Annotated in this window: 22 protein-coding genes; 7 read left to right on the forward strand and 15 right to left on the reverse strand. The window is 75.6% G+C overall.

Going from position 1 to position 26,992, the window contains the following annotated elements:
• Nucleotides 1–194 precede the first annotated feature (194 nt).
• The 8 genes from ACIP67_RS35255 to ACIP67_RS35290 form a co-directional block, all read right to left on the reverse strand.
• Complete coding sequence (locus tag ACIP67_RS35255; protein ID WP_401697360.1) at nucleotides 195–1,472, reverse strand: ABC transporter substrate-binding protein; 1,278 nt, start codon at nucleotides 1,470–1,472, stop codon at nucleotides 195–197.
• A complete protein-coding gene (locus tag ACIP67_RS35260) occupies nucleotides 1,469–2,596 on the reverse strand; it encodes a branched-chain amino acid ABC transporter permease (RefSeq protein WP_401697361.1) in 1,128 nt (375 codons plus the stop codon). Before ACIP67_RS35260 ends, ACIP67_RS35255 begins: the two co-directional genes overlap by 4 nt.
• On the reverse strand, nucleotides 2,589–3,485 hold the full coding sequence (locus ACIP67_RS35265) for a branched-chain amino acid ABC transporter permease (RefSeq protein WP_389518202.1): 897 nt from the start codon (nucleotides 3,483–3,485) through the stop codon (nucleotides 2,589–2,591). The genes ACIP67_RS35260 and ACIP67_RS35265 overlap by 8 nt, the downstream gene beginning before the upstream one ends.
• Nucleotides 3,482–4,288, reverse strand: coding sequence for an ABC transporter ATP-binding protein (locus tag ACIP67_RS35270; RefSeq protein WP_401697433.1), 807 nt, complete (start codon nucleotides 4,286–4,288; stop codon nucleotides 3,482–3,484). The genes ACIP67_RS35265 and ACIP67_RS35270 overlap by 4 nt, the downstream gene beginning before the upstream one ends.
• Nucleotides 4,289–4,482: 194 nt before the next feature.
• The gene (locus ACIP67_RS35275) at nucleotides 4,483–5,265 is read right to left on the reverse strand and encodes an ABC transporter ATP-binding protein (RefSeq protein WP_401697363.1); all 783 of its coding nucleotides are present in this window, start codon (nucleotides 5,263–5,265) and stop codon (nucleotides 4,483–4,485) included.
• Nucleotides 5,266–6,114: 849 nt separating this feature from the next.
• Nucleotides 6,115–7,518, reverse strand: coding sequence for a PucR family transcriptional regulator (locus tag ACIP67_RS35280; protein ID WP_401697365.1), 1,404 nt, complete (start codon nucleotides 7,516–7,518; stop codon nucleotides 6,115–6,117).
• A gap of 138 nt (nucleotides 7,519–7,656) precedes the next feature.
• Entirely contained in the window at nucleotides 7,657–10,626 is a 2,970-nt protein-coding gene (locus tag ACIP67_RS35285) for a LuxR C-terminal-related transcriptional regulator (protein ID WP_401697366.1), read from the reverse strand.
• Between the two features lie 488 nt (nucleotides 10,627–11,114).
• Nucleotides 11,115–12,047, reverse strand: coding sequence for an alpha/beta hydrolase (locus tag ACIP67_RS35290; protein ID WP_401697368.1), 933 nt, complete (start codon nucleotides 12,045–12,047; stop codon nucleotides 11,115–11,117).
• A gap of 436 nt (nucleotides 12,048–12,483) precedes the next feature.
• Here ACIP67_RS35290 and ACIP67_RS35295 point away from each other — a divergent pair, with 436 nt between their 5' ends.
• The 3 genes from ACIP67_RS35295 (at nucleotide 12,484) to ACIP67_RS35305 (ending at nucleotide 15,551) form a co-directional block, all read left to right on the forward strand.
• Complete coding sequence (locus ACIP67_RS35295) at nucleotides 12,484–13,803, forward strand: diaminopimelate decarboxylase (RefSeq protein ID WP_401697435.1); 1,320 nt, start codon at nucleotides 12,484–12,486, stop codon at nucleotides 13,801–13,803.
• Nucleotides 13,804–14,102: 299 nt separating this feature from the next.
• Nucleotides 14,103–14,372 carry a hypothetical protein gene (locus ACIP67_RS35300; protein WP_401697369.1) on the forward strand — a complete coding sequence of 90 codons (270 nt, stop codon included), beginning with the start codon at nucleotides 14,103–14,105 and terminating at the stop codon, nucleotides 14,370–14,372.
• 294 nt (nucleotides 14,373–14,666) lie between these two features.
• Complete coding sequence (locus tag ACIP67_RS35305) at nucleotides 14,667–15,551, forward strand: Gfo/Idh/MocA family protein (protein WP_401697371.1); 885 nt, start codon at nucleotides 14,667–14,669, stop codon at nucleotides 15,549–15,551.
• Between the two features lie 21 nt (nucleotides 15,552–15,572).
• Here ACIP67_RS35305 and ACIP67_RS35310 read toward each other — a convergent pair whose 3' ends face one another.
• Nucleotides 15,573–15,851, reverse strand: coding sequence for a GlsB/YeaQ/YmgE family stress response membrane protein (locus ACIP67_RS35310; RefSeq protein WP_389518195.1), 279 nt, complete (start codon nucleotides 15,849–15,851; stop codon nucleotides 15,573–15,575).
• A 721-nt stretch (nucleotides 15,852–16,572) separates the two neighbouring features.
• Here ACIP67_RS35310 and ACIP67_RS35315 point away from each other — a divergent pair.
• The gene (locus tag ACIP67_RS35315) at nucleotides 16,573–16,779 is read left to right on the forward strand and encodes a hypothetical protein (protein WP_385068197.1); all 207 of its coding nucleotides are present in this window, start codon (nucleotides 16,573–16,575) and stop codon (nucleotides 16,777–16,779) included.
• A 74-nt stretch (nucleotides 16,780–16,853) separates the two neighbouring features.
• Complete coding sequence (gene sthA / locus ACIP67_RS35320; RefSeq protein ID WP_401697372.1) at nucleotides 16,854–18,257, forward strand: Si-specific NAD(P)(+) transhydrogenase; 1,404 nt, start codon at nucleotides 16,854–16,856, stop codon at nucleotides 18,255–18,257.
• A 35-nt stretch (nucleotides 18,258–18,292) separates the two neighbouring features.
• Here the strand turns inward: sthA and ACIP67_RS35325 are convergent, their stop codons facing one another.
• From ACIP67_RS35325 to ACIP67_RS35350, 6 genes are all read right to left on the reverse strand, one after another.
• A complete protein-coding gene (locus tag ACIP67_RS35325; protein WP_401697374.1) occupies nucleotides 18,293–18,766 on the reverse strand; it encodes a DUF5709 domain-containing protein in 474 nt (157 codons plus the stop codon).
• 162 nt (nucleotides 18,767–18,928) lie between these two features.
• Nucleotides 18,929–19,789, reverse strand: coding sequence for a proteasome subunit beta (prcB, locus tag ACIP67_RS35330; RefSeq protein ID WP_401697375.1), 861 nt, complete (start codon nucleotides 19,787–19,789; stop codon nucleotides 18,929–18,931).
• 75 nt (nucleotides 19,790–19,864) lie between these two features.
• Entirely contained in the window at nucleotides 19,865–20,827 is a 963-nt protein-coding gene (locus ACIP67_RS35335) for a lysylphosphatidylglycerol synthase domain-containing protein (RefSeq protein ID WP_401697376.1), read from the reverse strand.
• Nucleotides 20,824–22,320: a hypothetical protein gene (locus tag ACIP67_RS35340; protein WP_401697377.1), complete on the reverse strand. Its 1,497-nt coding sequence runs from the start codon at nucleotides 22,318–22,320 to the stop codon at nucleotides 20,824–20,826. The genes ACIP67_RS35335 and ACIP67_RS35340 overlap by 4 nt, the downstream gene beginning before the upstream one ends.
• A 131-nt stretch (nucleotides 22,321–22,451) precedes the next feature.
• A complete protein-coding gene (locus tag ACIP67_RS35345) occupies nucleotides 22,452–24,794 on the reverse strand; it encodes a glycoside hydrolase family 65 protein (protein WP_401697379.1) in 2,343 nt (780 codons plus the stop codon).
• Nucleotides 24,791–25,543 (reverse strand): beta-phosphoglucomutase family hydrolase, encoded by a 753-nt coding sequence (locus ACIP67_RS35350; RefSeq protein WP_401697380.1) that lies wholly within the window; start codon nucleotides 25,541–25,543, stop codon nucleotides 24,791–24,793. The genes ACIP67_RS35345 and ACIP67_RS35350 overlap by 4 nt, the downstream gene beginning before the upstream one ends.
• 201 nt (nucleotides 25,544–25,744) lie before the next feature.
• Between ACIP67_RS35350 and ACIP67_RS35355 the strand changes: the two genes are divergently transcribed.
• Entirely contained in the window at nucleotides 25,745–26,455 is a 711-nt protein-coding gene (locus ACIP67_RS35355) for a nucleoside/nucleotide kinase family protein (protein WP_401697382.1), read from the forward strand.
• A complete protein-coding gene (locus tag ACIP67_RS35360) occupies nucleotides 26,391–26,987 on the forward strand; it encodes a hypothetical protein (protein ID WP_401697384.1) in 597 nt (198 codons plus the stop codon). The genes ACIP67_RS35355 and ACIP67_RS35360 overlap by 65 nt, the downstream gene beginning before the upstream one ends.
• Nucleotides 26,988–26,992: the final 5 nt, after the last annotated feature.

Genomic DNA, 26,992 nt, shown 5'->3' on the forward strand with positions numbered 1-26,992 from the left:
AGGGGTTTGCGGCACACCGGACCCACAGGTTCCAGCCTGGCCCGACCGTCGTCCGAGGTCCAACGAGAGAAAGCGATTCCATTCAGCAGTGCGGGCGCTGAATCCGGCCGGGCGTCCCCGGACCGGACCGGATGTCACCGGACCGGACCAGGTGTCACGAGACCGGACCGGGCGTCACCAGACCGAACAAGGTGTCACGAGCGGGACGTCAGGTACTCCTCCACGCCCGGGGCGACGTGCGCCTCCTCGACGTTCACCGTCCCGCCGACCGCCTTCGCGTCGGGCTTGAGCACGTACGTCGACTGCGAGGCGGGCCGGGAGACGTCGGAGAAGTCCTGCGGGGTGCCCAGGCCGGTGTCGGCGTTCTTCTGCGACCGGTGCGCCTTGACCAGGTCCTCCCGGGTCAGGCTGCCGGCCGCGCAGGCCTTCTCCAGGTCGGCGCCCAGCAGCCGGGCCGCGTTGTAGCCCGACAGGACGCCGGAGTCGACCTGCGAGCCGGGGTACTTCTTCGTGTAGGCGGCGACCATGCTCCTGACCCCGCCGAGGTCGGAGCTGACGGCCGGCGCGGCGCTGACCACGTTCAGCATGGCCGTCAGGGCCGGCGCGGCCGGGGTCTTCATCAGCTGCGGAGCGAAGCCGGGGGCGCTGCTGACCACGGGGACCGTCAGGCCGCGGGAGGCGGCGACGCCCACCAGGGAGGCGGTCTGCGCGGGTCCGGCGCTGATCAGGACCGCCTTCACCCCGGCCTTCTTCAGCGCCGAGACCTGGGCGGACAGGTCCGTGTCCGTCGCCTTGATCTTCTGGTCGACGATCTTCAGGCCGGCCTGCTGCGCGGCCCAGGTGGAGCCCTCGAGCGCGTTGGAGCCGTAGTCGCCCTCGAAGTAGACGTGGCCGACGCTGTCGCCCTTCTCCAGGCCCTTGGTACGGGTGAGGAAGTCGACCGCGGCGATCATGTCGAGGTCGTAGGTGGTGCCGAGGACCTGGATGGAGTCCTTGCCGAGCAGCGAGGCGGCCCACGCCTGCGGGAAGGTGAGCAGGTGGTCGCGTTCGACGTCGTCGAGGAGGGCGGCGACCACGGGCGAGCCGATGACCTGCGGCAGGGCGAGGACGTCGGGGGCGATGTCGGCGTAGGCGGTGACGGCCTTCTGGACGTCGTAGCCGTGGTCCTTGACGACGATCTCGATCTTGCGGCCGCAGATGCCGCCGTCCGCGTTGGTCTCGTCGGCCCACATCTGCTGGGCCTGGACGATGCTCTTGCCGAGGGTGGCGTATGGGCCGGTGAGGTCGGTGAGGGCGCCGAGCCTGATCGACTTCTCGGTCACGCCGGGGCCGGACTTCACGCCGTCGGCGCCGTCGGAGGTGCTGCCGCCGTCCGCCTTGGAGCTGCAGCCGGTGGCCGCGATCAGCAGCGCGGCGAGGGCCGCGGCGAGGGCGGTGCCGGGGGTGCGGTGTCTGTGGTGCTCGGTCTTCACGGGGTGGGCTCCTTGGCTCGTGCGGGTGAGGCGGGTGTGGCGGGCGGGCGGGGCGCCGGGGCGCGGTCCGCGGAGGGGGCGCGGCGCCGGCGGGCACGGAGGCGGCGGGTCAGGCCGTGCAGTCCGTCGGGCGCGTACAGCAGGATGAGGACGATGGCCGCGCCGTACAGGTAGCGGGCCGCCTCGGTCGGGCCGACCGCGCCCTCGCCGCCCGTGCCGGGGGCGGCGACCAGGGGCAGCTGGTCGGCGTAACGGGTCATCAGCAGCGGCAGGGCGGTGACGAAGACGGCGCCCGCGGTGGCGCCGGCGACGGAGCCCAGACCCCCGATGACGATCATGGCGAGGTAGTCGACGGAGAGGGCCAGGCCGAAGTAGTCGGGCACGACGCGGCGGAAGGACAGGGCGAGGAGGACCCCGGCCAGGCCGGCGTACATCGACGACACGACGAAGGCCGCCGAGCGGTAGCGGGCGACGTTCACGCCCATCACGGCCGCCGCGGTCTCGCTGTCCCGTACGGCGGCCAGGGCGCGTCCGGGGCGGCCGCGCAGCAGTCCGCGCGCGGTGAACCAGGTGAGCGCGAGCAGGGCGAGACCGAGGTACCACAGGCGCTCCTCCGCGCCGAACGGCACGCCGAGCACGGTGAGTTCGGGGTCGTCCGCGGTGAAGGCGAAGCCGCCCAGGGTGAGCGGCGGGACGGAACGGCCGTTGAAGCCGCCGGTGACCGAGTCGGCGGTCAGCAGCACATGGTGGCCGAGGAAGACCAGCGCGAGGGTGGCGACGCCGAGGTAGATGCCGCGCACGCGCCCGGCGACGGGGCTGAACAGGCCGCCCGCCGCGCCGGCCAGCAGGACGGCGAGGACGGTGGCGAGCGCCGGGGGCAGCGCCGGGCCGGGCTCGCCGGCCAGCCAGGTGTAGCCGTAGGCGCCCACGGCGAGGAAGAAGGCGTGGCCGAGGGAGAGCTGGCCGGCGGTGCCGGAGAGCAGGCCGAGGCCGACGGCGCCGATGGCGGCGGCCATGGAGAACAGGCCGATGCGCAGCCAGAAGGCGTCCAGGTAGAAGGGCAGGGCGCACAGCAGGAGGGCGGGCAGCAGCAGCCGGGCCGCCTTGGGGAGCAGCTCAGACACGGACGGCTCCCTTCCCGCCGAACAGGCCGGTGGGCCGCACCAGCAGCACGACCACCATCACGGCGTACGGGGCGACGTCGCCGAACCCCTCGCCGAGGACGTGCAGTTCGGACTGGTAGCCGGCGGCGAGCGCCTCGGTCAGGCCGATGATCAGGCTGCCCGCGAGGGCGCCGGGCGGTGAGGCCATGCCGCCGAGGATGGCCGCCGGGAACGCCTTGAGGGCGATCTGGCCGGTGGTGCGTTCCAGGCCGGGTGCCGGGAAGGCGGCGAGGAACACGGCGGCGAGGGCGGCCAGGCCGCCGGCCAGGCACCAGGCGAGCATGCGCACCCGGCTGAGGCGTACGCCCATCAGGGCGGCCGCCTCCACGTCCTCGGCCGCCGCCCGCAGGGACAGCCCCCACGGCGTGAACCGGAACAGGGCGAAGACGCCGCCGATGACGACGGCGGAGACCAGGATGGCGGCGAGCCGGCTGTCGGCGACGGTCACCGGGCCGAGGCCGGTCACCGCGTCCCCCCAGGGGTCGCCGAGGGTGAGCAGGTCGCCGCCGATGCGCCGGGCCAGGTCGGTCAGCAGGACGATGTCCACGCCGATGGTGACGATGGTCTGCACGTGGGCGGCCTTCGGATCGGGGTCGCCGCGTTGCAGCAGCAGCCGGTCCAGGGCGCCGGCGACGGCCGCGGTCGCCAGGACGGCCACCGCGAGGGCGCCGGCGAAGCCGAGGTCGTCGTGGAGGACGGCGACGAGGTAGCCGCCGAGCAGGAGCAGCGAGCCGTGGGCGAAGTTGAGGACGCCCGAGGCCTTGAAGATGACGACGAAGCCGAGCGCGACCAGGGCGTAGACGGCGCCCAGGGCGAGGCCGTTGAGGAGGGTGTCGAGGAAGGTGGTCATCGGGTCTCCTCCCCGGCGGTCGCCTGGCCGGTGGTGGCCTCCGCGTCGGTGGCGGCTTCCGCGTCGTCCTCGGGGGCGCCGGTGCCGAGGTAGGCGCGCAGGACCTCGGGGTGGCGGCGGACCTCGTCGGGGGTGCCGTGGGCGAGGGGGCGGCCGAAGTCGAGGACGGTGACCTCGTCGGCGAGGCGCATGACCAGGCCCATGTCGTGCTCCACGAGCAGGACGGACAGCCCGAGCCGGTCGCGGACCGTCCGGACGACCTCCGCGGTGCGCTCGCGCTCGGCGCCGTTCATACCGGCCACCGGCTCGTCCAGGAGCAGGACCCGGGGTTCCAGGCAGAGGGCTCGGGCCAGCTCGACGCGTTTGCGGTCGCCGTACGACAGCAGGGCCACGGGTGCGTCGAAGCGGTCGGCCAGGCCGGTGAGTTCGGCGATCTCGCGCACCCGGTCGAGGTGCTCGCGCTGCTCGCGCACGGCGTGCGGCAGGCGCAGGGCGCTGGCGGCGAAGCCGGCCCGGGTGAGGGCGTGCCGGCCGAGCATCAGGTTGTCGGCGACGGTGCCCTCGGTGGTGACGATGTTCTGGAAGGTGCGGGCCACGCCCAGCGCGGCGATCCGGTGGGGGGCGAGCCCCGTCACGTCGGTGTCACCGAGCAGGACCTGGCCGGCGGCCGGACGGTACAGGCCGGACAGGACGTTGAAGCAGGTCGACTTGCCGGCGCCGTTGGGTCCGATGAGGGCGTGCACGGACCCCGGTGCCACGGTGAACGAGACCCCGTCCAGGGCGGTGAGCCCGGCGAAGCGCACGGTGACGTCCCGGACGCGGAGCTCGGGGGGCGGGTCCGGGAGCCGGTCGCCGTGAGCGCCGAGCGGGTGGGCTGCCGCAGGGCCGCCGACGGGGCCCGGTCCACGGCGGGCGGAGCGGTCCGTCGTACGGCGGGCGGAGCGGTCCGTCGTACGGCCGCTGGAACGGTCCGTCGTACGGCCGGTGGAGCGGATGTTCACGCGGCCCCCTGGTCGCCGGCCGTGTCGCCGAGGTACAGGCGGCGCACCTCGTCGGTCCGGGCCAGGTCGTCGGCGCGGCCGGAGAGCCGGATCTCGCCCACGTCGAGGACGTACGCGTGGTCGGCGAGGGAGAGCGCCATCCCGGCGTTCTGCTCGACCAGCAGGACGGCCGTGCCCTGCTCGTTGATCTCCCGGATCACCTCGGCGATCCGGAACACCATGCGCGGCGCGAGGCCGAGGGAGGGCTCGTCGAGCAGGAGCAGGCGCGGGGCGGCCATCAGGGCGCGGCCGATGGCGAGCATCTGCTGTTCGCCGCCGGAGAGCAGACCGGCGGCCTGGCGGCTGCGCTCCGCGAGCACCGGGAACAGGCCGTAGACCCGGTCGCGGGCCTCGCGGACCTGGTCGGGCCGGCGCCGGCCGAGGCCGAGGCCGCCGGTGCGCAGGTTCTCCTCGACGGTGAGACCGGCGAAGACGCGTCTGCCTTCGGGGACCTGGACGACGCCCGCCCGGACCGCGGCTACCGGGTCGCGTCCGTCGAGGTCGGTGCCGCCGTACCGGGCCCGGCCGGCGGTGACGGTGCCGCGGTGCAGGCGCAGGGTGCCCGAGAGGGCCCGCAGCAGCGTGGACTTGCCGGCGCCGTTCGCGCCGAGCAGGGCCACGACCGCGCCGTGCGGGACGGTCAGGGACACGGAGCGCAGAGCTGACAGGGCTCGCCCGTACGTCACGTCCAGGCCTTCGACGTGCAGCGCGGGCGGGTCCTGCGGAGGTGCTTCGGGCATCGCGGCTCCTCGGGTCCGTGCCACGGGGACACGGCACTTCGTGGGACTTCGTGGGAAGGGGAGCTCACGACAGCACGCGGGCTACGCGCCGGTACAGGCGTGTGAGCCCTCTCGCTGCGCGGGCCCAGCGGCGGCCCGGGAGGGTTGTGCGGGCGCCCAGGGGGCGGGGGCGGAGCTGGGGCGGGGGGAGCGGGGTCTGGGCGGGGGGGTGTGGGCAGGGGCGGAGTCTGGCGGGGGGGCGGTGCGGGGCGGCGGTGGGCTGGCGGTGGGGTGGGGGCTTGCCGACGGGCCAGGAGCGGGTCGGCTGCCGCGCCCACCCACGGTGGGCGTTCCCGGCCGTGCGCCCCCGGGCCGAAAACACTGACCGTGGGCGGAGCCTGCTCCGGACGGCAGCCGACGGTCCAGCCGGAAGCGCGCTCACGAGCCCGGAAGCCGGCCACCGGGCTGGGGCCGACAGCCCAGGCGGGAGCCGACCGTCGGACGGTCGACCGACCGTCGGAGGGGCCAGCCGCCCGGGGGGCAAGGCGCCAGAGGGGGGCAAGGCGTCAGGCCGGAGGGCGGCCGGCGCAGGCCAGCCGGCGCAGGGCCGTCGACGCAGGGCCGTCGACGCAGGGCGGCCGGCGCAGGGCCGTCGACGCAGGGCCGTCGACGCAGGGCCGTCGACGCAGGGCGGCCGGCGCAGGGCCGTCGACGCAGGCCAGCCGGCGCAGGGCCGTCGACGCAGGGCGGCCGGTCGGCTGACGGGCCGGTCGTCGGGGCAGGGGTGGTCGGCGGGCGGGGGGCTGTCGGTGGTGCGTGTCGGGGGGGCTGGGGGTGCCCAGAGGCCGGGGGCTCAGGGACGGCTTCGCGTCATCCTCGGTGCGGGGTGCGGGTCGCCAGGGCCAGGCTGATCTCCACGACGTCGGCCGGGCGGGAGAGACTGCGTCCGGTGAGTTGTTCGTAGCGGCGCAGGCGGTTGAGGACGGTGTTGCGGTGGCAGTAGAGCCGCTCCCCCGCCCGCTGCGCGGAGCCGTCGCAGGCCAGCCAGGTGGCCAGGGTGTCCAGCAGGACGGCCGTGTCGGCGGGCTCCAGGGCGCGCAGCGGGCCGAGGACGCGCTCCGCGAGCGCCGCGGCGAGATCGGGTGAGGAGATCACCAGCGCGGCCGGGAGGTGCTCGGTGAGCCGGATGGTTCCGCCGGTCTGCGGGCACATCCGCAGGGCGGTGTCCGCGAGGCGTCGGGCGTCCCCGACGGCGGCCAGCCCGGACACGGCCGTACTGATGCCCACGCGCGCGGCCGAGGGCGGGCCGCCGTCCCCGGCCTCCGTGGCCGGACACGGGCGGCCGAGCGGGCCGGCGGACGTGCGGCCCGTGCCGCCGCCGATGCCGCCGATGCCGGCGCTGCCGCCGCCACTGCCACCGCCGCTCGCTCCGTCGCCACGGCCCTCGGAGGCGCCCTCGCCCTCACCGTCACCGTCGCCCAGCAGGACGATGCCGTAGTCGACGTCGACGCCCGTGTTCCAGTACACCCGTGCCTCCCGCCCGGCGGCGGCGCGGGCCGCCGCCGCCTCGGAGGGGGTTCCGCCGGCCACCGCCACGACCGCGTAGCGGCCGTGCTCGGGGAGGTCGAGTGCCTGCGCGGCCTCCGGGAGGTCGGCGATGCGGCTGGTCCCGTCGAGGAGGGCCGCGGCCAGCAGCCGCAGCCGGTTCTCGCGCCGCCACGCCAGCTGCCGTTCGACCTGCCGGTAGGCGTCCGCGACGAGGGTGCAGTGCTCGTCGACGAAGTTCCACACGTCGGCGGCGACATGCACGAGGAGGCGTACGTCCTCGGGGGCGTTCCGGGAGGTCTCCTCCACCAGGCACTGCCACACCAGCGAGCCGCCGAGCCGGAACGCGTGCAGCAGGGCGTCCAGCGGCAGTCCCTGCTCGGCGCGGGTCGCCCCGATCTTCCAGGAGCAGCGGCGCGCCGCGTCCCGGCTGCCGCGCGGGTCGAGCAGCGAGGACACGCTGTGGCGCAGTGAGCGGTGGGCCTCCTGCCAGGTGGCGGCGGCTTCGCTCTCCACGGCCGCCCGGTAGGCGGGTTCCTGCTCCTGGAGCGCGGCGACCAGCCGGTCGGTGAGGTCGGGCAGGTCGTCCAGCAGGGCCCTGGCGGCCCGGTGCAGGACGGACAGGGCGTCGGCGTCGATCAGCGAGCGGACGCGTGGCGGGCGCGGCCGCAGGGCCGGTCCGGCCGGTGCGGGGCGCAACGCGGTCCGTGGCCGTAGGGCGTGGTGCATCCCGGTCCTCCCCCAGGTGGTGTGCCGGTGGCCCCGCGCGGCGGGGCTCCGTCCGGCTCCGGGTGGGCCGTGAAGTCCGCGCGGGGCAGCCGTCTGGCTCGTCCTGCCCCGCAGGATGACATACCGTCCGGTCGGTCCCTAGGGGTGTGCAGCGCTCTTTTCGGCCTGTTCGACCATTCTGGCCAGTTCGAGACGGGAGCGGACGCCGAGCGCGGCGAAGACCTTCCTCAGGTGGTAGTCGACGGTGCGGGTGCTCACGGAGAGGGTCAGGGCCACCTCCCGGTTGGTGGCGCCCTCGGCGACGCACCGGGCGATGCGCAGTTGTTGCGGTGTCAGCAGCGACAGCCCGGCGCCGGCCCGCGTGCCGCTCGGCGAGGCACCGCCTGCGCGCAGCTCGTCGCGGGTCTGCTCCGCCCAGGCGCGGGCGCCGCAGCGTTCGAAGCCGACCAGGGCGGCGCCGAGGCGGTCGCGCGCCTCGCCGAGCCGGCGCCGGCGGCGCAGCCATTTGCCGTGCAGGAGCTCGGTGCGGGCCCGTTCGAAGTCGCCGCCGGCCGCCTCGTGCAGGTCGAGGGCGTGCCGGTAGAGCGCGTCGGCCCGGTCCGGCGGGGCCAGCAGGGCCCGGCAGCGCAGCAGCAGGGCGGGGGCCTGCGGGTCGGCGCCGAACCCGGCCCACAGCGTGTAGTCCTCGACGGCTGCCCGTGCGCCGTCGGGCTGTCCGGCGGACGCGGCGGCCTCCACGAAGCAGGGCACGGCCAGCATCCACACCGCGAAGTGCCCGCGCCGGGGGCCCGGCCGCACCAGCGGTCCGAGCCGGTCCGCGGCTTCCCGGGGGCGCCCGCGGGCCAGGTCGGCACGGGCCGCCGCCCACTCCGCGAGGGTCGTGGCCTGGGCGAGTCCATGGCGCCGGGCGATGGTCAGCGCCGCGGCCACGTGCCCGGCGACCAGGTCGGTCTCCCCCTCGATGGACGCCGCCAGGGCCAGTACGGCGTGGTGGTGGGCGGCGGTGTTGCGCTGCCGGGCCGCCTGCGCGGCGCGCAGTCCCTCCTCGGCGTGGGTGCGGGCGAGGGCGTGCCGCCCGGCGCGCAGTTCGACGTAGGCGAGGTACTCCCGGGCCCGGGGCACCGCCGGGACGCTGCCCAGCGTGCGGGCGGCGGCCAGCGCCCGGGTGCCCGCCCGGCGCCCGGCGTCCAGCTCACCGACCATCAGCGCCGCCCCCGCCGCGCGCAGGGCGTCCTCCGGCTCGTCGCCGCCCTCCGCCCGCTCCAGCACCCGCCGCAGTGGCTCGGCCGCCGCCGGGAAGTCGCCTTCCAGCAGGGCGAGCAGGCCGCGCCGGTAGTCGGAAGCGAGTGCTACGCCCCGCTCGGCGGCCGTGCGCCCCGCCTCGGCAGCGGCGCCTCCCACGACCGTGGCCTCCACGGCGGCGACACCGCCCCCCGAGGACGACGCGGCGTCCGCCACGGCAGCGCTCCGCGCTTCCGCCCCCGCGCGCGCCGCGGCGTCTGCCGAGGACGAACCGCGCGCCGCGGCGTCTGCCGAGGACGAACCGCGCGCCGCGGTGTCTGCCGAGGGCGAGCCGGTCGGCCCGGCCGTGCCGGTCGCCGCAGAGGTTCCCGGCTCCCCCGCCGTGGCCGCCTTCCCGGGAGTCGCCCCCCTCACCACGGCCAGCCCCGCCCGCGCGGCCGCCCCCGCACTCGTCGTCCCAGCCGCACCCGCCGCCGGGGCCGCGTCCCCGCTCCGGCCCAGCGCCCGCAGGCACCCGGCGGTGTCGCCCGCCGCCCAGGCCGCGTCCGAGGCGCCGAGGGCCGCTCTCGCCGCCTGGTCGGGGGCCGGCCCGGCCAGCAGCGAGGTGGCGAGCAGCAGGGAGGCGCGGGCCTCGTCGACCGGTCCGTCGTGCAGCAACGTCGTGCCGCGCAGCAACTCGGCACGGCCTCGTACGAGAGCGGGCGCCCCACCGGTCCGGGCGGCGTCGAGCAGCCGTGACGCCCGGTGCCGACGGCCGGCGAGCAGGGCCTGTTCGGCGGCGGCCAGGTACCACTCGGCGCGTCGTGCGGCGTCCTCGGTCAGTTCGGCGGCGCGGGTGTACGCGGCGCACCGCAGCCCCCGGGGAGCCGAGCCGGCCGGGTCGGCCGCCGCGGCCGCCAGTTCGGCCGCCGTGCCGGCTCCGGCCCACGCGCGGTGCAGCAGCGTGCGCAGCGCCGGGTCCCCGCCCTCCGACGCCCGGGCCAGTGCGCGGTGCACGGCCCGGCGCCGCTCGGCCGGTGCTCCCTCGTACACCGTCCTGCGCAGCAGTTCGCTGTGGAACCGCACCTCGCCGTCGGCCTCCGTCAGCAGGTCCGGCAGCGGGTGGCCGGAAGCGTCCGGGGGCCCGCCGTCGCGGAGGTACTCCACCGCGCGCAGGACGAGTCCGACGTCGACGGCGGGGTGCTCCGGGACGACGGCGCCGGCGGGGCTCCCTCCGGCGGTACCCGCGTGCTCCACGCGCCCCGCGTACCCCGCGCCGTCGGCGTCGCGTACGGCGGCGGCCACCGTCAGCAGGACGTCCCGCTGCTCCGGCGTCGCCCCGGACAGCAGGCCACCGGCCAGGCCGGTCAGCACGTCGCCGTCGGCCAACGGCAGCGGCAGCCGGCGTTCGCCCCGCAACTGGGCGGGCGAGAGCCGCCGGACGACGGCGAGCAGCAGCGCCGGGTTGCCCTCGGCCGCGTCGACGACCTCGTCCCGTACGCCCGCGTCGACCGCCCCGCCCGCGGCCTCGTCCACCAGGGCGGCCGCCTCCTCCGGGGACAGCGGGTCCACCCGCAGCGGCGGCAGTCCGGCGAACTCGGGGTCGGGCGGGCGGTGTCCGGGGATGCTGAGGAGCAGGCTCACGCCCGCCGTGGCGGGAAGGCGTGCGGCGGCGTGGCCCAGGGCCGCGCGGGAGGTGGCGTCCCACAGGTGGGCGTCGTCCACGCACACCAGGAGCGGGGGTCCGACAGCGCGCAGCACGTCGAGCAGGGCCCCGCCCGACGCCCCCGCGGGCGCTCGCCCGGTGATCTCGCCGAGGGCGCGCAGCAGGGTGCGCAGACCGCTGCCGGGTACGGCCGCGAGCGCCGGATCGGCCCGGACCCGCACCACCGCTCCCCCGCCGGCACCGACCGCACCACCCCCGACGCCGTCGGCGGCACCCGGGCCCGCGACGGCCTCCGCACCTCCCGCAACTCCGGCAACTCCCGCGACTCTGGCAGTCCCATCGCTTCCAGTGGCTCCGGCGGCTCCGGCGGCTCCGGCGGCTCCGGATGAGAACGCGTGCGCCACGGAATCGAGGAACCGCGTGCGGCCGCAACCGGGTTCTCCTGTCACGGCCCGTGCACACCCGCCCTGAACGGTCAGCTGTCCGGTCATTCACGCGACGTTACGCACGCGTAACGAGAGACGGAAGGCTTGCGTCCGCGCCGCGGGGAACACGCCTGCCACCGGTGAGCTGGGCGTTCACGGGTGACGGACCGGATGCGGCTTGTGCCGACGCCCAGCGCCGGCCGTTCCCGGCCGTGCGCGGGCACAACGACAGCGGCGGTCGCGCGGGATGCGCGGCCGCCGCTCGTCCGGTGCCGGGACCGGCGTCACGAGGTGTGCGGGCAGTTGCCCCGGTACTCCTCGATCGTGAGGCTCGCCCGGGGCAGCGGGCACAGGAACTGCTCGTAGCGGGTGTCGTTGTCGATGAACCGCTTCAGCCACGAGATGCTGTACTTCGCGATCGTCGTGTTCGACGTGTTCGGGGTGAAGTGGGTGGCGCTGTTCAGCTCCAGGTAGGCGCGGTCGAGCGAGGACGGCAGGGACGTGTAGAACGGCTCGGCGTGGCTGGCCACCGGGGCGACCGTGTCGCCGTCGGCCCCGACGATCAGGGTGGGGGTGGTGATCTCCGGCCAGGTCTTGTCGAGGTTCCAGGGCGTCAGCGGGATCGAGGCCTGGAGGGAGGGGCGGGTCTTGGCGGCTTCGAGGCTGCCGCCGCCGCCCATCGAGTGGCCCATCACACCGAGCCGGGAGCTGTCGATGCGGGTGCGGACGGAGCTGCGCTGGGTGAGGTAGTCCAGGGCGGCGAGCAACTGGTCCCCGCGCGAATCCGGCTGGTCGGCCGTGGTGATCGTGTCGATGGTGAAGACGACGAAGCCCTGCGAGGCCAGCCGCGGTCCCAGCCAGGCGATGGAGGACTGGTAGGCGGTGAAGCCCGGGGAGATCGCGATGGCACCGAAGGTGCCGTCCGCGGTGCTGGTCGGGTAGTAGATGGTGCCTCCGCCGAAGCCGGTGACGACCAGGGAGGAGACGGAGGTCTCCGAGACGGCGTACGGGCCCTGCGAGGCCTCGATGCTCGAGGTGGTGGGCGCCGGGCCCCGCTCGTAGGGGTTGTCCGCGGCCTGTGCCCCGGGGCCGCTGAGGGTGGTGAGTCCGACGACCGCGGCGATCGCCGCCGCCAGGCCGGCGATCCGGCCGGACCTGTGGTGGGGGAAGCCGGTGGGCCTGCGGTGGGCGGCACCGGTGCGGGCTGTCTGCTGCACGACGAGTCGTCCTCTCGGTCGTGACGGCCCGCCCAGCCGGGCGGGCCGTGGGCGGGCTGGAGGTGTCACTGTCGGAGCAGCGCGGTGGCGGGGGGACCGGCAATGTCACCGGTCTTCGGCGCGACGGGGCCCTGACGTCGGTGCGCCGCCACGGGGGTTCCGTGCTCTTTGTGCGGGCCGCCGAAGACGGACGGCGCGGGGAGGGGCGAACCTGGAGTCGACCGCCCGTTCCCGCAGCAGCGAAGGAGACCAGGACGTGTCGTTCCCCGGGGAGAACAGGGAGATCGAGGACAGCAAGGACAGCAAGGAGACGAAGGAGTCGAGGGAGGCAAGGGAGACAAGGGAGACCCGGGGCATCCGGGACAGCCGGGACACCCGGGACACCCGGGACGGCCAGGACGCCCGGGACACCCGGGACACCGCCGAGGGCGGCGCCGTGCGGGTGGCGTCCGTCCTCCGCCGGGCCGTGGCCGAAGGGCTGATCGGCGAGGACCGGCCGCTGGCAGGGTTCGTCGACGTCCAGGGGGTGCGCGACAGCGTCGCCGGGCTGCACGAGGCGTTCGCGGGGGTCCCGGAGGTGCTGCACACCTTCGCGGCCAAGGCGTGCGCCCTGGTGCCGGTGCTGCGGCTGCTCGCCGAAGCCGGGATGGGCTGCGAGGTGGCGAGCCAGGGGGAGCTGCGGCTGGCGCTCGACGCCGGCTTCCCCCCGGCGCGGATCGTGCTGGACTCCCCCGCCAAGACCCGCGCTGAACTCCACGAGGCCCTCTCCCTGGGGGTCGCGGTGAACGCCGACAACCTCGCCGAACTCGAACGCGTCGACGCCCTGCGCCCGGCGGACTGCGGGTCCGTCGTCGGACTGCGGGTCAATCCGCAGGTCGGCAGCGGGACCATCGGGGCGATGAGCACCGCGACGGAGCACTCCAAGTTCGGTGTGGCGCTGCGCGATCCGGGGGCCCGCGCCCGGGTCGTCGAGGCCTTCGCGCGGCGGCCCTGGCTGACCCGGCTGCACGCCCACGTCGGCTCGCAGGGATGCCCCCTGCCCCTGATCGCCGAGGGGCTCGCCGCCCTGCACCGCCTCGCCGAGGAGATCGACGCCCGGGCCGGCCGCCGGCAGGTGACCAGCCTCGACCTCGGCGGCGGCCTCCCGGTGAACTTCGCCGACGACACCGTCACGCCCACCTACGCCGAGTACGTGGCCGCGCTCGCCGCGGCCGAACCGGCCCTGCTGGACGGCCGCTACCGGCTCGTCACCGAGTTCGGCCGCTCCCTGCTCGCCAAGAACGGCTTCCTCGCGGCGCGTGTGGAGTACGTCAAGGACGCGGGCGGCCGTCGGATCGCCCTCACCCACGCCGGCGGGCAGGTCGCCACCCGCACGGTCCTCATGCCGGGCGCCTGGCCGCTGCGGGTGTCCGCCCACGGTCCGGACGGGAGCCCGAAGCGGACGCCTCCGCTGCCGCAGGACGTCGCCGGGCCGCTCTGCTTCGCCGGGGACGTCGTGGCGCACGAGCTCTCGCTGCCCGAGCTCGCCGAGGGCGACCTGGTCGTGCTGCACGACACGGGCGCCTACTACTTCTCGGCGCCGTGGGCGTACAACAGCCTGCCCCGGCCGGGGGTGTACGGCTGCCTGTCCCGGGACGGCCTCGTCACGTTCGCCACGGTCCGCCCGCCGCAGACGCTGCGGGAGATCTCCCTGGAGAGCGGGCTGGAACAGGCCGACGCACTGCTGACCGGCTTCCCGGCGCCCGCCCTGCCCTGACACCACGGCCGTTCCCGCACGACCCCGCCCCCGGCCCGCACCACCACGGTCCCCACGGCCCCCATCCACCGCAGCACCACCACGGTCCCCACGGCGGCCCCCTCCGCACCAGCCGGGTCCGTGCGGTACCTGCCTGTGCCCACCCCGGCACGCCCGGCCCACACGACCCGCGTCCCGGCGCTCCCGGCCCACACGACCGGTGTCCCGGCGCTCCCGGCCCACACGACCGGTGTCCCGGCGCTCCCGGGCCCGACGGTGCGCCCGGCACAGGCATCACGGGCCCGAATCGGAGCACCCGGGTGGTGTCGCCTGACGAGGAGAACACCGTGCTGTGGGTCGCCGTTCTGCTGCTGCCGCTGATGTCCGTACTGCTGGTGGTCATGGACCGCGTCGAGGACCGTCTGTCCGGCCCTGCCCCGGCCGGGCCGGGCCGCGGCATGCCGCCCGCAGGCGACACCTGCGCCTGGTCCGGGACCCCGCCGAAAGCGGGGAACCGGCGACGGGCGACGGACACCCGGAGCCCCGGGCGGCCTGACCGCCACGGAGACCCGGAGCCCCGGGCGGCCTGACCGGCCACGGACACCCGCGCCCCGGGGCCGCCTGACCGCCACGGACACCCGCGCCCCGGGGCCGCCTGACCGGCCACGGGAGTCCCGGCCGCCACGGGAGGCCCGACCGCCATGACAGGTCCGACCGCCATGGCGGGTCCGGCCGCCCCGACCGCCCCGGCAGGCCCGACCGCCCCGGCAGGTCCGACCGCCCCGGACTGCCGCAGGCGCCGTCCGTGTGCGAGGCTCGCCCGCGGACGGTGCCGCTCCCGGCGCCGGCCGTCACCTCCTCCGGCAGCAGGGAGAGTCAGCGACATGCGCATCGGTCTGCTCGGCACGGGCCCCTGGGCGCAGATGGTGCACGCCCCCGCCCTGAGCGAACACGGGAGTGTCGACCTCGTCGGTGTCTGGGGCCGCCGCCCCGCCGCCGCCCGGGAACTGGCCGAACGCCACGGCACCCGGCCCTACGACGACGTGGACGCCCTGCTCGCGGACGTGGACGCGGTCGCCGTCGCGCTGCCGCCGGACGTCCAGGCGGACCTTGCGGTACGCGCCGCCGAAGCCGGCCGGCACCTGCTGCTCGACAAGCCCGTCGCCGCGACGGTGCCGGGGGCGCGGGCGGTGGCGCGGGCCGTACGGGAGGCGGAAGTCGCCTCGGTCGTCTTCTTCACCACCCGCTTCCTGCCCGAGCCCGAGGCCTGGATCGCCGAACAGGCTTCGGCGGGAGGCTGGTTCACGGGGCACGCGCAGTGGCTGGGGGCGGTGTTCACGGGGGACAGCCCGTTCGCCACGCCGTGGCGCCGGGAGAAGGGCGCCCTGTGGGACGTGGGGCCGCACGCGCTGTCCGTGCTGCTTCCGGTGCTGGGGGACGTGCGCCGGGTGTCGGCCGCCGGGCGGGGGCCCGGGGACACCGTGCACATGGTCCTGGACCATGCGGGCGGGGCGTCCAGCACGCTGACGCTCAGTCTGACGGCTCCGCCCTCGGCGGCGGGCTCGGCCGTGGAGCTCCGGGGCGAGGCCGGGGTGGTGCGGCTCCCGCCGAGCGCCTCGGACGCCGTCTCGGCCCTCGGCCGGGCCGCGGACGCGCTGGGCGCCGCGGCCCGGGACGGCCGTCCGCACGCGTGCGACGCGCCGTTCGGTCTGCGGGTCACCGAGGTACTCGCCGAGGCGGAGGCCCTGTCGTCCGGCAGCCTGGGCTGAGGCCGCGGTGGCCGCGGCCGGTCAGGCGTGCCGGTGCGAGCGCCGGTTGCCGGTGACGGCCCGGTAGAGGATGAGCAGGATGAGCGAGCCGACGATCGCGGCGACCCAGGTGGACAGGTCGAAGAAGCCGTCGATCGAGTCCACGCCGAAGATCACCTTGCCGAGCCAGCCGCCGAGCAGACCGCCGGCGACGCCGATGAGCATCGTGACGATGATGCCGCCGGGGTCCTTGCCGGGCAGCAGCAGCTTGGCGATGGCACCGGCGAGCAGGCCTATCAGAATCCACGCGATGATGCCCACGGTTCCTCCCTTTTCCTTTGGAAAACGTGTACGTCTCCCGAATGCACGGACACGGGATCCGCAAACCTGCCGGAGGCCACCAGTCGTTCCCAACGGCCGGTGACCGTAGGGGAAGCGGGCCCGCGTCCGGGCCGCCTCTCCCCCTCGGACGGCGTCGACGTCCCCCTCCCGGACGACCGGACACCCGGCCCTGGTGGAGGGGCGGCGATGGGGACGTCGCCCCGGTCCGTGGCACCGGCGGCGAACTCGGCGCCGTGCGCGACGAAATGGCGGGCGCACTCGGCGAGCAGGCCGTCCGCGTGCCCGTGGCCGCGGTGCTCCGGGGTCGGTGTCGCCGTCGCCCGCTCCACCGGACGGCGCGGGCGACGGCCCGGCCGTCGCGCAGGACGGCCCGCTTCCCGTCGGGGCGGTACACGGTGAGCCGGTACGCCGGTGCGGGACGGTCGCGGGCGCCGAGCGGCTCGGGGCGAGGCGACGCGTCGGACAGGGGGACGTCGCTCGCAGACGGAGGTCGCTCGCGTCGAGCGCGCGAAGAGCCGGATCGGGTTGCGTCGCGTCCGGTGCGGTACTCGTGCGCCCGAGGGAGCCTCCCGGTTCCGGGCCGGTGCCCCGGTGCGTCGGCGTCTCCGGATGCGGGGTGCGCTCCCTCGGTGAATGGTGATAGTGGACTCGGTGACCGCACCGGGTCCGAAGCAGCCCTCCGGACCGAGGAGCACAGATCATGTCGACCTCACAGCCCGATGCCTCCCGGCCGTCCTCCGACCGCACCACCCCGGACAACCTGCTGCACAGCCGCACCGGCACCGAGGTGTCGCCGGAGGACATGGTGCTGGCGGCGGGCAGGGACCTCACCCCGCGCAACCTGGAGTGGGCGCGGCGCAAGCTCGACGAGGAGGGTCCCGCCGCCATCGAGAAGCTGCTGCCCTGACCGGGCGGCGGACCGTCCCCGGTCCGCCCTTCCGCCCTTCCGCAGGGAGCCCCCGGGCTGTCAGACTCCGGAGGGTGCCCGACTTCGACATGCTCGTCCTCGGATCAGGTCCCGGCGGCCAGAAGGCCGCCATCGCCGCCGCGAAACTCGGCCGCCGTGTGGCCGTCGTCGACCGCCCCGACATGCTCGGCGGGGTCTCCCTGCACACCGGAACCATCCCCTCCAAGACCCTGCGGGAGGCGGTGCTCTACCTCACCGGCCTCACCCAGCGCGACCTCTACGGGCAGAGCTACCGCCTGAAGGAGGACATCACCGTCGCCGACCTGACCGCGCGGACCCAGCATGTGCTGGGGCGTGAGGTCGACGTCGTGCGCAGTCAGTTGACCCGCAACCACGTCACCCGGTTCACCGGCACCGGCCGGTTCGTCGACGAGCACACGGTGGCCCTGGGCGAGGCCGGCGGCCAGGAGCGGCTGGTCACCGCCGAGCACATCGTGATCGCCACCGGGACGCGGCCCGCGCGGCCGGAGAGCGTGGAGTTCGACGGCCGCACCATCCTCGACTCCGACAACGTCCTGACCATCGAACGGGTCCCGCGGTCCCTGGTGATCGTCGGCGCGGGCGTGATCGGCATGGAGTACGCGTCCATGTTCGCCGCCCTGGGCAGCAAGGTCACCGTGGTCGAGAAGCGGGCCGGCATGCTCGACATGTGCGACGTCGAGATCGTCGAGTCGCTCAGGTACCACCTGCGGGAGCTGGCGGTGACCTTCCGGTTCGGGGAGACCGTCGCCGCCGTCGAGCGGCACCCGCGGGGCGCGCTGACCGTGCTGGAGAGCGGCAAGAAGATCCCCGCGGACGTGGTGATGTACTCGGCGGGCCGGCAGGGCCTGACCGACGGGCTGGAGCTGGAGCGGGCGGGGCTCGCGGCGGACGCCCGCGGCCGGATCGCCGTGGACGAGCACTACCGCACGGGGGTGCCGCACATCTACGCCGTCGGAGACGTGATCGGGTTCCCGGCGCTCGCCGCGACGGCGATGGAGCAGGGGCGCGCGGCCGCCTACCACGCGTGCGGCGAGCCCGTCGGGCGGATGCACCGGCTCCAGCCGATCGGCATCTACACGATCCCGGAGATCAGCTTCGTGGGGCGGACGGAGGACCGGCTCACCGAGGAGCGGGTACCGTTCGAGGTGGGCGTGGCCCGCTACCGGGAGCTGGCCCGCGGCCAGATCATCGGGGACGCGTACGGCATGCTGAAGCTGCTCGTCTCGCCCGCGGACCGCACGCTGCTCGGCGTGCACTGCTTCGGCTCGGGCGCGACCGAACTGATCCACATCGGGCAGTCCGTGATGGGCCTCGGCGGCACCGTCGACTACCTCGTCGACGCCGTGTTCAACTACCCGACGCTCGCCGAGTCCTACAAGGTCGCGGCCCTCGACGCCACCAACCGGCTCCGTCAGCTGGACCGCATCGGGGAGTGAACGGGGACACCGCCCGCGGGGCGGGCGGCCCCCTCTCAGGGCAGCTCGTCGTCGTCCACCACGTGGACGGCGGCCTCCTCCGCGCCCGCGGCCCCCGCGTCGATGCCGATGTCCTCGGCGATCTCCTCCTTGGTGGCGTCGGGGTGCGCCCCCTCGTCGGGGGCGACCAGGCGGCCGGCGCGCTCCCCGCCCGCCTCCGGGTCGACCGGCTCGCCCTCACCGCCGGGGACGTCGCCGATCCCGTCCCCGGCGGGCCCGGTCATGTCCGGCACCTCCTGCGCGAGGCGCTGGTCCAGGGTCTCGCCGTCGTGCTGTTCGGCCGCGGTGGTGCCGTACTTGGTGACGCCGAGCGGCTTCTCCGGCGGGGAGTAGCCCTCGTCCAGGATGTCGTCGTAGGTGCGCTCGTCGACGGCGTCCTGGAGGTCGAGCGGGGCGGCGTCCTCCTGCTCCTCGTTGGTGCCGGTGGGCTGGTGGACGTCGTCGCCCGTGATCTCGGGCTCCGTACCCATGGGTCCTCCCTGTGCCGATGCGTCGCGTTCTCCCCGTCCGCGTATCCCGCCACACGCGCCCCAACCCTGGGTGACCGCCGGCCGGTACCGGTGACCGGTCGTCCGTCCGGCGCGTGGGTGACGAGCGGGTGACGAGCGGCCCCCGAGGTCACGGCGTAGCGGTCATGGTGCGGGGGCGGCGTTCGGTCCGTCCGGTCGGGTGTGGCGCTGGGCGATCGTCTCGCGGCTCAGCTCCTCCGTCTCCGGTTCGGACAGCCGCTCGAAGCCGTCCTCGGTGATGACCGAGACGACGGGGAAGATCCTCCGGTTGAGGTCGGGGCCGCCGGTCGCGGAGTCGTCGTCCGCCGCGTCGTACAGCGCCTGGAGGGCGGCGAGGACCGCCTCCCGCCGGTCCATGTCCCTGCGGTAGAGCTTCTTCAACGCGCCCCGCGCGTACGGCGAACCGGAGCCCTCGGCGTGGAAGTCCCGCTTCTCGTACAGGCCGCCGGCCAGGTCGAAGGAGAAGATGCGGCCGCGCCGGCCCTCGGGCGCGGAAGGGTCGTAGCCGGTGAGGAGGGGGACCACGGCGAGGCCCTGCATGGCCTGGCCGAGGTTCTGCCGGATCATTCCGGCCAGGCGGCGCGCCTTGGCGCCGAGGGTCATCGCGGTGCCCTCGATCTTCTCGAAGTGCGCCAGCTCGACCTGGTAGAGCTTCACCAGGTCCAGCGCCAGCCCCACGGTGCCGGCGAAGGCGACGGCGGTGTGGTCGTCGGCGGGGTGCACCTTCTCCAGGTCGCGCTGGGCGATGAGGTTGCCCATGGTGGCCCTGCGGTCGCCGGCGAGCAGCACGCCGTCGCGGAAGGCGAGGGCGAGCACGGTGGTGCCGTGCGGTACCCGGTCCGGCGCGGCCCGTACGCCGTCGGGGAGGATCCGGCGCGTGCCCAGCAGCTCCGGGCGGTGCGCCGCCAGGAAGTCGGTGAAGGACGAGGTGCCCGGGGTGAAGAACTCCTCCCCCAGCCGCCCGCCGTGGTCGTTCCCCGCCATGGCACTCCCCCTCGTCCGCCGGACCGGCCACCGGACTCCTACCAGGTGCCGGCGCCCGGGAAACCCCGGACCGGGTCACAGCGCCCCGCGGCGGACCAGGACGCCGAGCACCAGCAGACCGGGCAGCAGCGGCAGCCAGACGGTCAGGAGCCGGTAGCCGAGCACCGCGGAGGCGGCCGCGGAGGCGGGCGCGCCGGCGGTGGCCAGCGCGAAGGCGAGTGCCGCGTCCAGTGGGCCGAGTCCGCCCGGTGTGGGCAGCAGGGCGGCGGCGCTGCTCGCGGCGAGGTAGAGCAGCGCGACCCGTGCCGCGGGCAGGGGCAGCGCGACGGCCCGGGTGACGGCGATCAGCACGCATGCGTGCAGCGCGGCGAACGCCGCCGAACCGCCCCACAGGGCGGCCGCCCGCCGCGGCCGCGCGTGCACGGCCCGGATGTCGGCCGTCACCCCGGCCACGATCCGCCGGCACCGCGGCCGCAGGAGGCCTGCCGCGAGGACGCAGGCGCCGAGGGCCGCGCAGGCACCGGCCGTCCCGCCGTTCCAGCCGTGCGGGATCCGCGGCGCGCCCGGGCAGGCGGCGGCGAGGACGGCGACGAGGGCGGCGCGCGCCACCCCGCCGGCCGTGGCCTTGGCCCCCACGGCGGTCGCCGCGCGGCCGGCGGGCAGTCCGCACCGCATGAGGAAGCGCAGGGTGACGGCGCCGGCGCCGAGCCCGGCGGGCAGGACCTGGTTGGCGGCGGAGGCGGCGAACTGCGCGGCCACCAGCCGCCCGGTCGGCAGGGGCCGCAGCACGGACCCCTGCTGGGCGAGGGCCGCGCACGGCCAGGTGACGCAGGCGGCGGCCGCCGCGGCCAGCAGCCAGCCCTGGTCGGCGACCGCGAGCCGCCGGACACCGGTCTCCAGGACGGGCCAGTGCCGGCCCGCCAGCCAGCCGGCGGCTCCGAGGACGGTGAGGGTGAGGGCGGTCTGCCAGTAGACACCCTTGCGGGCCGCCACGGGGCCGACGGAGAGCCCCGCGGCCGGGGCCTGCCCCGACGTCATGCGGGTCCGTTCGCGCGGGGCGGGGGCGCGAGGCGCAGGTCGAGACCGGCGGAGGGGTGGCGCTCCCAGTCGCGGGCGTAGGGCGGTGGCGGGCCGCCGGGGCGGGAGAGGGCGGCGGTCGGGATCCTGCGGGCGGTGCCCAGGATGCCCGCCTCGGTCGCGTTGACGTTGTGCCCGCGCGGGTTGGCCGAGGAGCAGCCGGTGTAGAAGGCGACGGGAATGGCGTCGGTCCCGGTGAGCAGACAGGGCGGGCGGACGCCCAGCCGGTGCAGGTCGGAGGCGGTGCGGCTCCAGTCGCGGCGGTCGGCGGCGGTGCGGTCGACGGTGCGGTGCAGGACGGCGTACTGCACCGCCAGGTGCCCGGCCAGGCCCACCGCGACCAGGGCGGCGGCGACCGGGCGGCACCGGCCGTCGGCCCTGGTGACCAGGTGGAACAGGGCGTCGGCGACCGGGATGGCGAGCAGCAGGTACGCGGGGAGCAGGAAGCGCGGTGCCGCGTAGCCGATCAGGAACAGGTAGGGCAGGGCGGCGGTGGTGGCGCAGGCCAGTGGGAGCAGGGTGGGGGTGGTGCGCCGGGCCCGGGCCGCGACCGCGAGTCCGGCGGCGGCGAGGACCGGCAGGAGGCACCACCACGCGATGACGGCCGGGTGCGGCAGGGGGCCGGTGCAGGGGCGGCACAGGGTCCGGCCGACCAGGCCGCGCAGCTGGTCGTCCACGGCGATGTTCCAGCCGAGCCCGCCCTGGACGCGGGATCCCTCGGACAGCCGCTCGGCGAGCCCGCCGAAGGCGAGGTGGGCCTCGATCACCCACTGTCCGACGCCCGTCGCAAGCCCCGCCAGGAGGACGAGCCCGAGGCGTACCCTGCGGCCCGCCACCGCCAGGGCGAGCAGCGGCAGGGCGATCCACACGGCGTCGGTGGGCCGCATCCACGCCATGAGCGCGGCACCCGCCGCGACGCCCCACGGCGCGGCCCGGTCCCGGTGGTCCGCGCGGACCCGCAGACAGCAGCCGGCGCAGGCGAGGGCGCCGAGGGCGACCCAGAGGTTGGGCATGGCGGCCGGGCCGTAGAACAGCGTCACCCACAGGGAGGCGAAGAGGGCGCCGGCGGCGGCGAGCACGCGGGCCGGGAAGAGGCCGCGCCAGACGCGCAGGGCCAGCAGGAGGCCGAGGCCGGACAGCAGCGCGAGGTAGCCGCGGAGCAGTTCGGTGGAGGTCGACCAGGACGTGATCGGCGCGACCAGCAGGGAGACGCCCCGGGCGCGCGGGGCGCTGAAGAACGCCGGGGGCGCCTGGGCGCTGTTCTGGCTGACGTACACGGTCTCGTCCCAGCCGAGGCCCAGGGTGGGCCGGACGAGGACCAGCTGGGCCACGGTGAAGGCGGCGGCCACGGCGGCGAGCAGCCACGCGCCGCGCGTGCGCCCGCGGCCGCCGTGCTCGGCCGCCGGGGTGCCTCGTCGCGCGCCGACGGACATGGCGTTCGTGCCGTGGGCCATCGTCCACCCCTTGGGTCCGGAGCCGGAGAAACCGAGAAACCATGGAACCGTGGAAAACACGGCCAAAGTAACCCGAGGGGGACGGACCCGCAGGGCGGGGTTGGGCCGGCCGGCGGACCGCCGGCCGGCCGTCAGCGGGCGTTGGGGCGGCGGTGCGGGGGCTGCTCGGGCGCCGGGCGCTCCGGGGCCGGCGGGATGTCCCGTACGGCCGGGCCGTCCCCGTTGAGGTGCACCCGGGTGCCGTGGTGGCCGATCGTCAGGGGCGGGCCGGAGAGCAGGGTGTAGGTGGCCTTGTCCGGGCCGACCTCCACGTGCAGGCGGCGGCCGAGGATCTGGAGGGAGAAGGCGAGGCGGCCGAGCCGGTCCGGCAGGCGGGGGGCGAAGCCGATGCGGTCGCCGTCGCGGCGCAGCCCGCCGAACCCGGCGACCAGTGCCGTCCAGGTGCCGGCGAGGGAGGCGATGTGCAGGCCGTCGCGGGTGTTGTGCTCCAGGTCCGCCAGGTCCATCAGGGCGGCCTCGACGGTGTAGTCGTAGGCCAGGCCGAGATGGCCGGCCCGGGCGGCGACGACGGCCTGGCAGCACGCCGACAGGGAGGAGTCGCGGACGGTCAGCGGTTCGTAGTAGGCGAAGTTGCGGGCGGTCTGCTCCTCGTCGAAGAAGCTGCCGCAGGTGTACATCGCCAGCACCAGGTCCGCCTGCTTGACCACCTGCTTGCGGTACAGGTCGAAGTAGGGGAAGTGCAGCAGCAGGGGGTACTGGTCGGGGCGGGTGCCGTCGAAGTCCCAGCGCTGGTAGCGGGTGAAGCCCGCGTGCTGTTCGTGCACGCCGAGTTCGTCGTTGTAGGGGACGGCCACCGCCTGCGCGGCGTCCCGCCAGGACGCGCTCTCCTCCGGGTCGACGCCGAGCGCGGCGGCCCGCTCGGGATGGCGTTCGACGACGTCGGCGGCGGCGAGCAGGTTCTGCCGGGCCATGAGGTTGGTGTACACGTTGTCGTCGGCGACGGCGCTGTACTCGTCGGGGCCGGTGACGCCGTCGATGTGGAAGACGCCGTGTGCGTCGTGGTGGCCGAGCGAGCGCCACAGGCGGGCCGTCTCCACCAGCAGTTCGACGCCCGTGTCGCGTTCGAAGAGGGTGTCGCCGGTCGCCGCGACGTAGCGGACCACGGCGTCGGCGATGTCGGCGTTGACGTGGAAGGCGGCCGTGCCGGCCGGCCAGTAGGCGGAGCCCTCCGAGCCCTCGATGGTGCGCCAGGGGAACGCGGCGCCGCGCAGGCCGAGTTGGGCGGCGCGCTCGCGGGCTGCGGGCAGGGTGTTCTGCCGCCAGCGCAGCGCTTCGGAGACGGCCTCGGGAGCGGTGTAGGTGAGCAGGGGCAGCACGAAGGTCTCGGTGTCCCAGAAGGCGTGGCCGTCGTAGCCGGAGCCGGTCAGCCCCTTGGCCGGTATGGCGCGCTGCTCGGCGCGGGCGCCGGCCTGGAGGACGTGGAAGAGGGCGAAGCGGACGGCCTGCTGGATCTCCTCGTCGCCGACGACCTCGACGTCGGCGCGCGCCCAGAAGTCGTCGAGGTAGGCCCGCTGGTCGTCGAGGAGGCCCTGCCAGCCGCTGTGTCCCGCCGCCGCGAGCGCCGCCTCCACCTGGTCGCTCATCGCGGGCCGGGAGCGGGCGCCGGACCAGCCGTGCGCGACGAGCTTCTCCACCCGCAGCCTCTCGCCCGGCTCCAGCACGGAGGTGACGGTCAGCCGGGCCACGTCGACGTTGCTCTCGCTGTCGGTGGTGGTGCGGTCGGGGCCGGTGACGGTGTGGTCGGCGGCGACGGCGACGCGCAGGCCGCTGCGCCTGGTGCGGTGCACCAGGCGCAGGCGGTGGCCCGAGGTGGTGTCCTCCTCCGGTTCCAGCGGCGACTTCAGGGCGCGGGCCGCGCGCGGGTCGCCGTTCGGCTCCGGGATGCTCTCGTTGGCGACCAGCTCCGACTGGATGACGACCCGGGAGCGGCTGCCGACGGCCTCCACCTCGTAGGCGACGGCGGCGACGGCCCGCTGGGTGAGGGAGACCAGCCGCGTCGAGCGCACCCGGACCGTGGTGCCGGCTGGCGAGGTCCATTCGCAGGTGCGCTCCAGCACGCCCCGGCGCAGGTCCAGGACGCGCTCGTGGGAGACGAGGCGCCCGTAGCGCAGGTCGAACGGCTCGTCGTCGACGAGCAGCCTGAGGACCTTGCCGTTGGTGACGTTGATGACGGTCTGGCCGGACTCCGGGTAGCCGTACCCGGCTTCCGCGTAGGGCAGCGGGTGCAGCTCGTACACGCCGTTGAGGTAGGAGCCGGGCAGTCCGTGGGGTTCGCCCTCGTCGAGGTTGCCGCGCCAGCCGACGTGCCCGTTGGACAGGGCGAACACCGACTCGCTCTGGGCGAGGACGTCGAGGTCGAGGTGCGTCTCGCGCACGCACCAGGGGTCGACGGCGTAGGACCGGTCGGTGATCAAGCGTGTCCCCCCGCTCCGGCCAGGTCGGCCAGGTCCTGCACGACGACGTCCGCGCCGTGCGCGTACAGGGCGTCGGCCTGGCCCGTCCGGTCGACGCCGACGACGTATCCGAAGTGCCCGGACCGGCCCGCGTCCATGCCGGCCAGCGCGTCCTCGAAGACGGCGGCGCGGGCCGGTTCGACACCGAGGTCGCGGGCGGCGGCCAGGAAGGTGTCGGGGTGCGGCTTGCCCGGCAGTCCGCGCTCGGCGGCGACCACGCCGTCGACGCGCACCTCGAAGAAGTCCTCGGCGCCGATCGAGCGCAGCACGTCCCGGGTGTTGGCGCTGGAGGAGACGATCGCGGTGCGCAGGCCCGCCGCGCGGACGGCCTCCAGATAGCGCAGGGTGCCGTCGTAGGCCTGGACGCCCTGGGTGCGGATCTTCTCCAGCAGCAGTTCGTTCTTGCGGTTGCCGAGGCCGTGGACGGTCGCGGCGTCCGGCGGGTCACCGGGGCCGCCCTCGGGCAGGTGGATGCCGCGGGAGGCGAGGAAGGTGCGGACGCCGTCGGCGCGCGGGCGGCCGTCGACGTACTCGTCGTAGTCGCCGGAGCTGTCGAACGGCCGGAAGTCCTCGCCCTCCCGTTCGCGCAGGAACGCGTCGAACGTCTCCTTCCAGGCGGCCGCGTGCACCACCGCCGTCCTGGTGACGACCCCGTCGAGGTCGAAGAGGCAGGCCTGGATGGTGTCCGGGAGTCCGAGCGTCGTCGTCATACAGGACCGGTTCCCCCGCCCGGGGGTGCCCATCGGTGTGGCGCGCGCCACATCCCGCCGGTGACGGTGTGTCAGGCGGGCGGGAACGAGTGGTGGTGCCGCGCGCTCCCCCACCGGTCGCGCCGCGTGCGCGGAGCGGACACCGGCCGCAGCCGCCCCTCTCCGTGTCCGGGGCGCCGCCGGACTGCGACACTCGGTTCCGTGCTCACCTTCGACGATCTGCTCCTGCGTGCGCGTTCCCTGGCTCCGGGCGGCCGACGCGCCCTCCTCGGCATCGCCGGCGGCCCCGGCGCCGGCAAGACGACCCTCGCCGAGCACCTGGTGCGGGAGCTGAACGGCACCGGGCAGCCGTGGGTGGCGCACGTCCCGATGGACGGCTTCCACCTCGCCGACGCCGAGCTCGACCGGCTCGGCCGCCGCGGCCGCAAGGGCGCGCCCGACACCTTCGACGCGGCCGGGTACGCGGCCCTGCTGCGCCGGCTGCGCGAGGATGCGGAGGGCGACGACATCGTGTACGCGCCCGGCTTCGAACGGGTCCTGGAGCAGCCGCTCGCGGGCGCGGTCCCGGTGCCGCCGACGGCCCGGCTCGTGGTCACGGAGGGCAACTACCTGCTGCTGAAAACAGGCGCGTGGGCGCGGGTGCGGCCCGAGCTGGACGAGGTGTGGTTCTGCGAGACGGACGAGGCGGAACGCGTCCGCCGGCTGGTCGCCCGGCACGAGGAGTTCGGCAAGGCGCACGAGGCTGCGGCGGCCTGGGTGCGGGACTCCGACCAGCGCAACGCCGACCTCGTCGCGACGACCCGGGAGCGGGCCGACCTGGTGGTGCGGGACGTCGTAGGGTGGCCGCATGGGGCTGGACATCACCGTGCTGGGGCTGGACTGGGCGGAGTTGGAGCGGACACCGGCGGCTGAACGGCAGGACCTGCTGTACGAGGCGGCCTGCCCCGAGGACGCCGCGTGGGACGCGGAACCCGCCGTCGGCTGGGTGCTCCCCGCCTCCCCGAAGGTGCCGTGGAGCGGCCGCTACGAGTTCCGCTGCACCAACGGGTCCTACAAACCGCACTTCTGGGCGGCCGAGGGCTGGGACACCGCACGGGAGTTCGCTGGGCCCGCGCTGCGGGAGTCCCTGGACGGCTTCCTCTTCCATCTGATCGGGGAAGGGGACGACCTGCCGGAGTCGGGCCTCTTCCCCGCGGACGCCACCCCCTGGAAGCCGAGGCTGCTGCTCGCCTGCCCGCCCGCCCTCGTCCCCGGCATCGCCGCGCACTGGGCCCGCGCCGAGCCCCTCCTCGAGGGCCTGCGCGAGGAGTACGACCGGCACGCGGCGGACCCCGGGGGCCGGATCGAGGACTTCGACGCCTTCACGGTGCTGCTGCGCGAATGGGCCGTGGTCGTCGACGAGACGGCGCGGCGCGGCTGGGGCCTGCTCGGGCTGCCCGTCTGAGCCGC

Source organism: Streptomyces sp. NPDC088812, assembly GCF_044750285.1.
In the GTDB taxonomy this organism is placed as follows: Bacteria; Actinomycetota; Actinomycetes; order Streptomycetales; family Streptomycetaceae; genus Streptomyces.

Excerpts from the sequence above, each read along its gene's own strand:
- ACIP67_RS35265 (WP_389518202.1), bottom strand. The coding sequence starts at position 3,485 with ATGACCACCTTCCTCGACACCCTCCTCAACGGCCTCGCCCTGGGCGCC.
- ACIP67_RS35275 (WP_401697363.1), bottom strand. The coding sequence starts at position 5,265 with ATGCCCGAAGCACCTCCGCAGGACCCGCCCGCGCTGCACGTCGAAGGC.
- ACIP67_RS35280 (WP_401697365.1), bottom strand. The coding sequence starts at position 7,518 with ATGCACCACGCCCTACGGCCACGGACCGCGTTGCGCCCCGCACCGGCC.
- ACIP67_RS35305 (WP_401697371.1), top strand. The coding sequence starts at position 14,667 with ATGCGCATCGGTCTGCTCGGCACGGGCCCCTGGGCGCAGATGGTGCAC.
- ACIP67_RS35315 (WP_385068197.1), top strand. The coding sequence starts at position 16,573 with ATGTCGACCTCACAGCCCGATGCCTCCCGGCCGTCCTCCGACCGCACC.
- ACIP67_RS35325 (WP_401697374.1), bottom strand. The coding sequence starts at position 18,766 with ATGGGTACGGAGCCCGAGATCACGGGCGACGACGTCCACCAGCCCACC.
- prcB (WP_401697375.1), bottom strand. The coding sequence starts at position 19,789 with ATGGCGGGGAACGACCACGGCGGGCGGCTGGGGGAGGAGTTCTTCACC.
- ACIP67_RS35335 (WP_401697376.1), bottom strand. The coding sequence starts at position 20,827 with ATGACGTCGGGGCAGGCCCCGGCCGCGGGGCTCTCCGTCGGCCCCGTG.
- ACIP67_RS35340 (WP_401697377.1), bottom strand. The coding sequence starts at position 22,320 with ATGGCCCACGGCACGAACGCCATGTCCGTCGGCGCGCGACGAGGCACC.
- ACIP67_RS35350 (WP_401697380.1), bottom strand. The coding sequence starts at position 25,543 with ATGACGACGACGCTCGGACTCCCGGACACCATCCAGGCCTGCCTCTTC.
- ACIP67_RS35360 (WP_401697384.1), top strand. The coding sequence starts at position 26,391 with ATGGGGCTGGACATCACCGTGCTGGGGCTGGACTGGGCGGAGTTGGAG.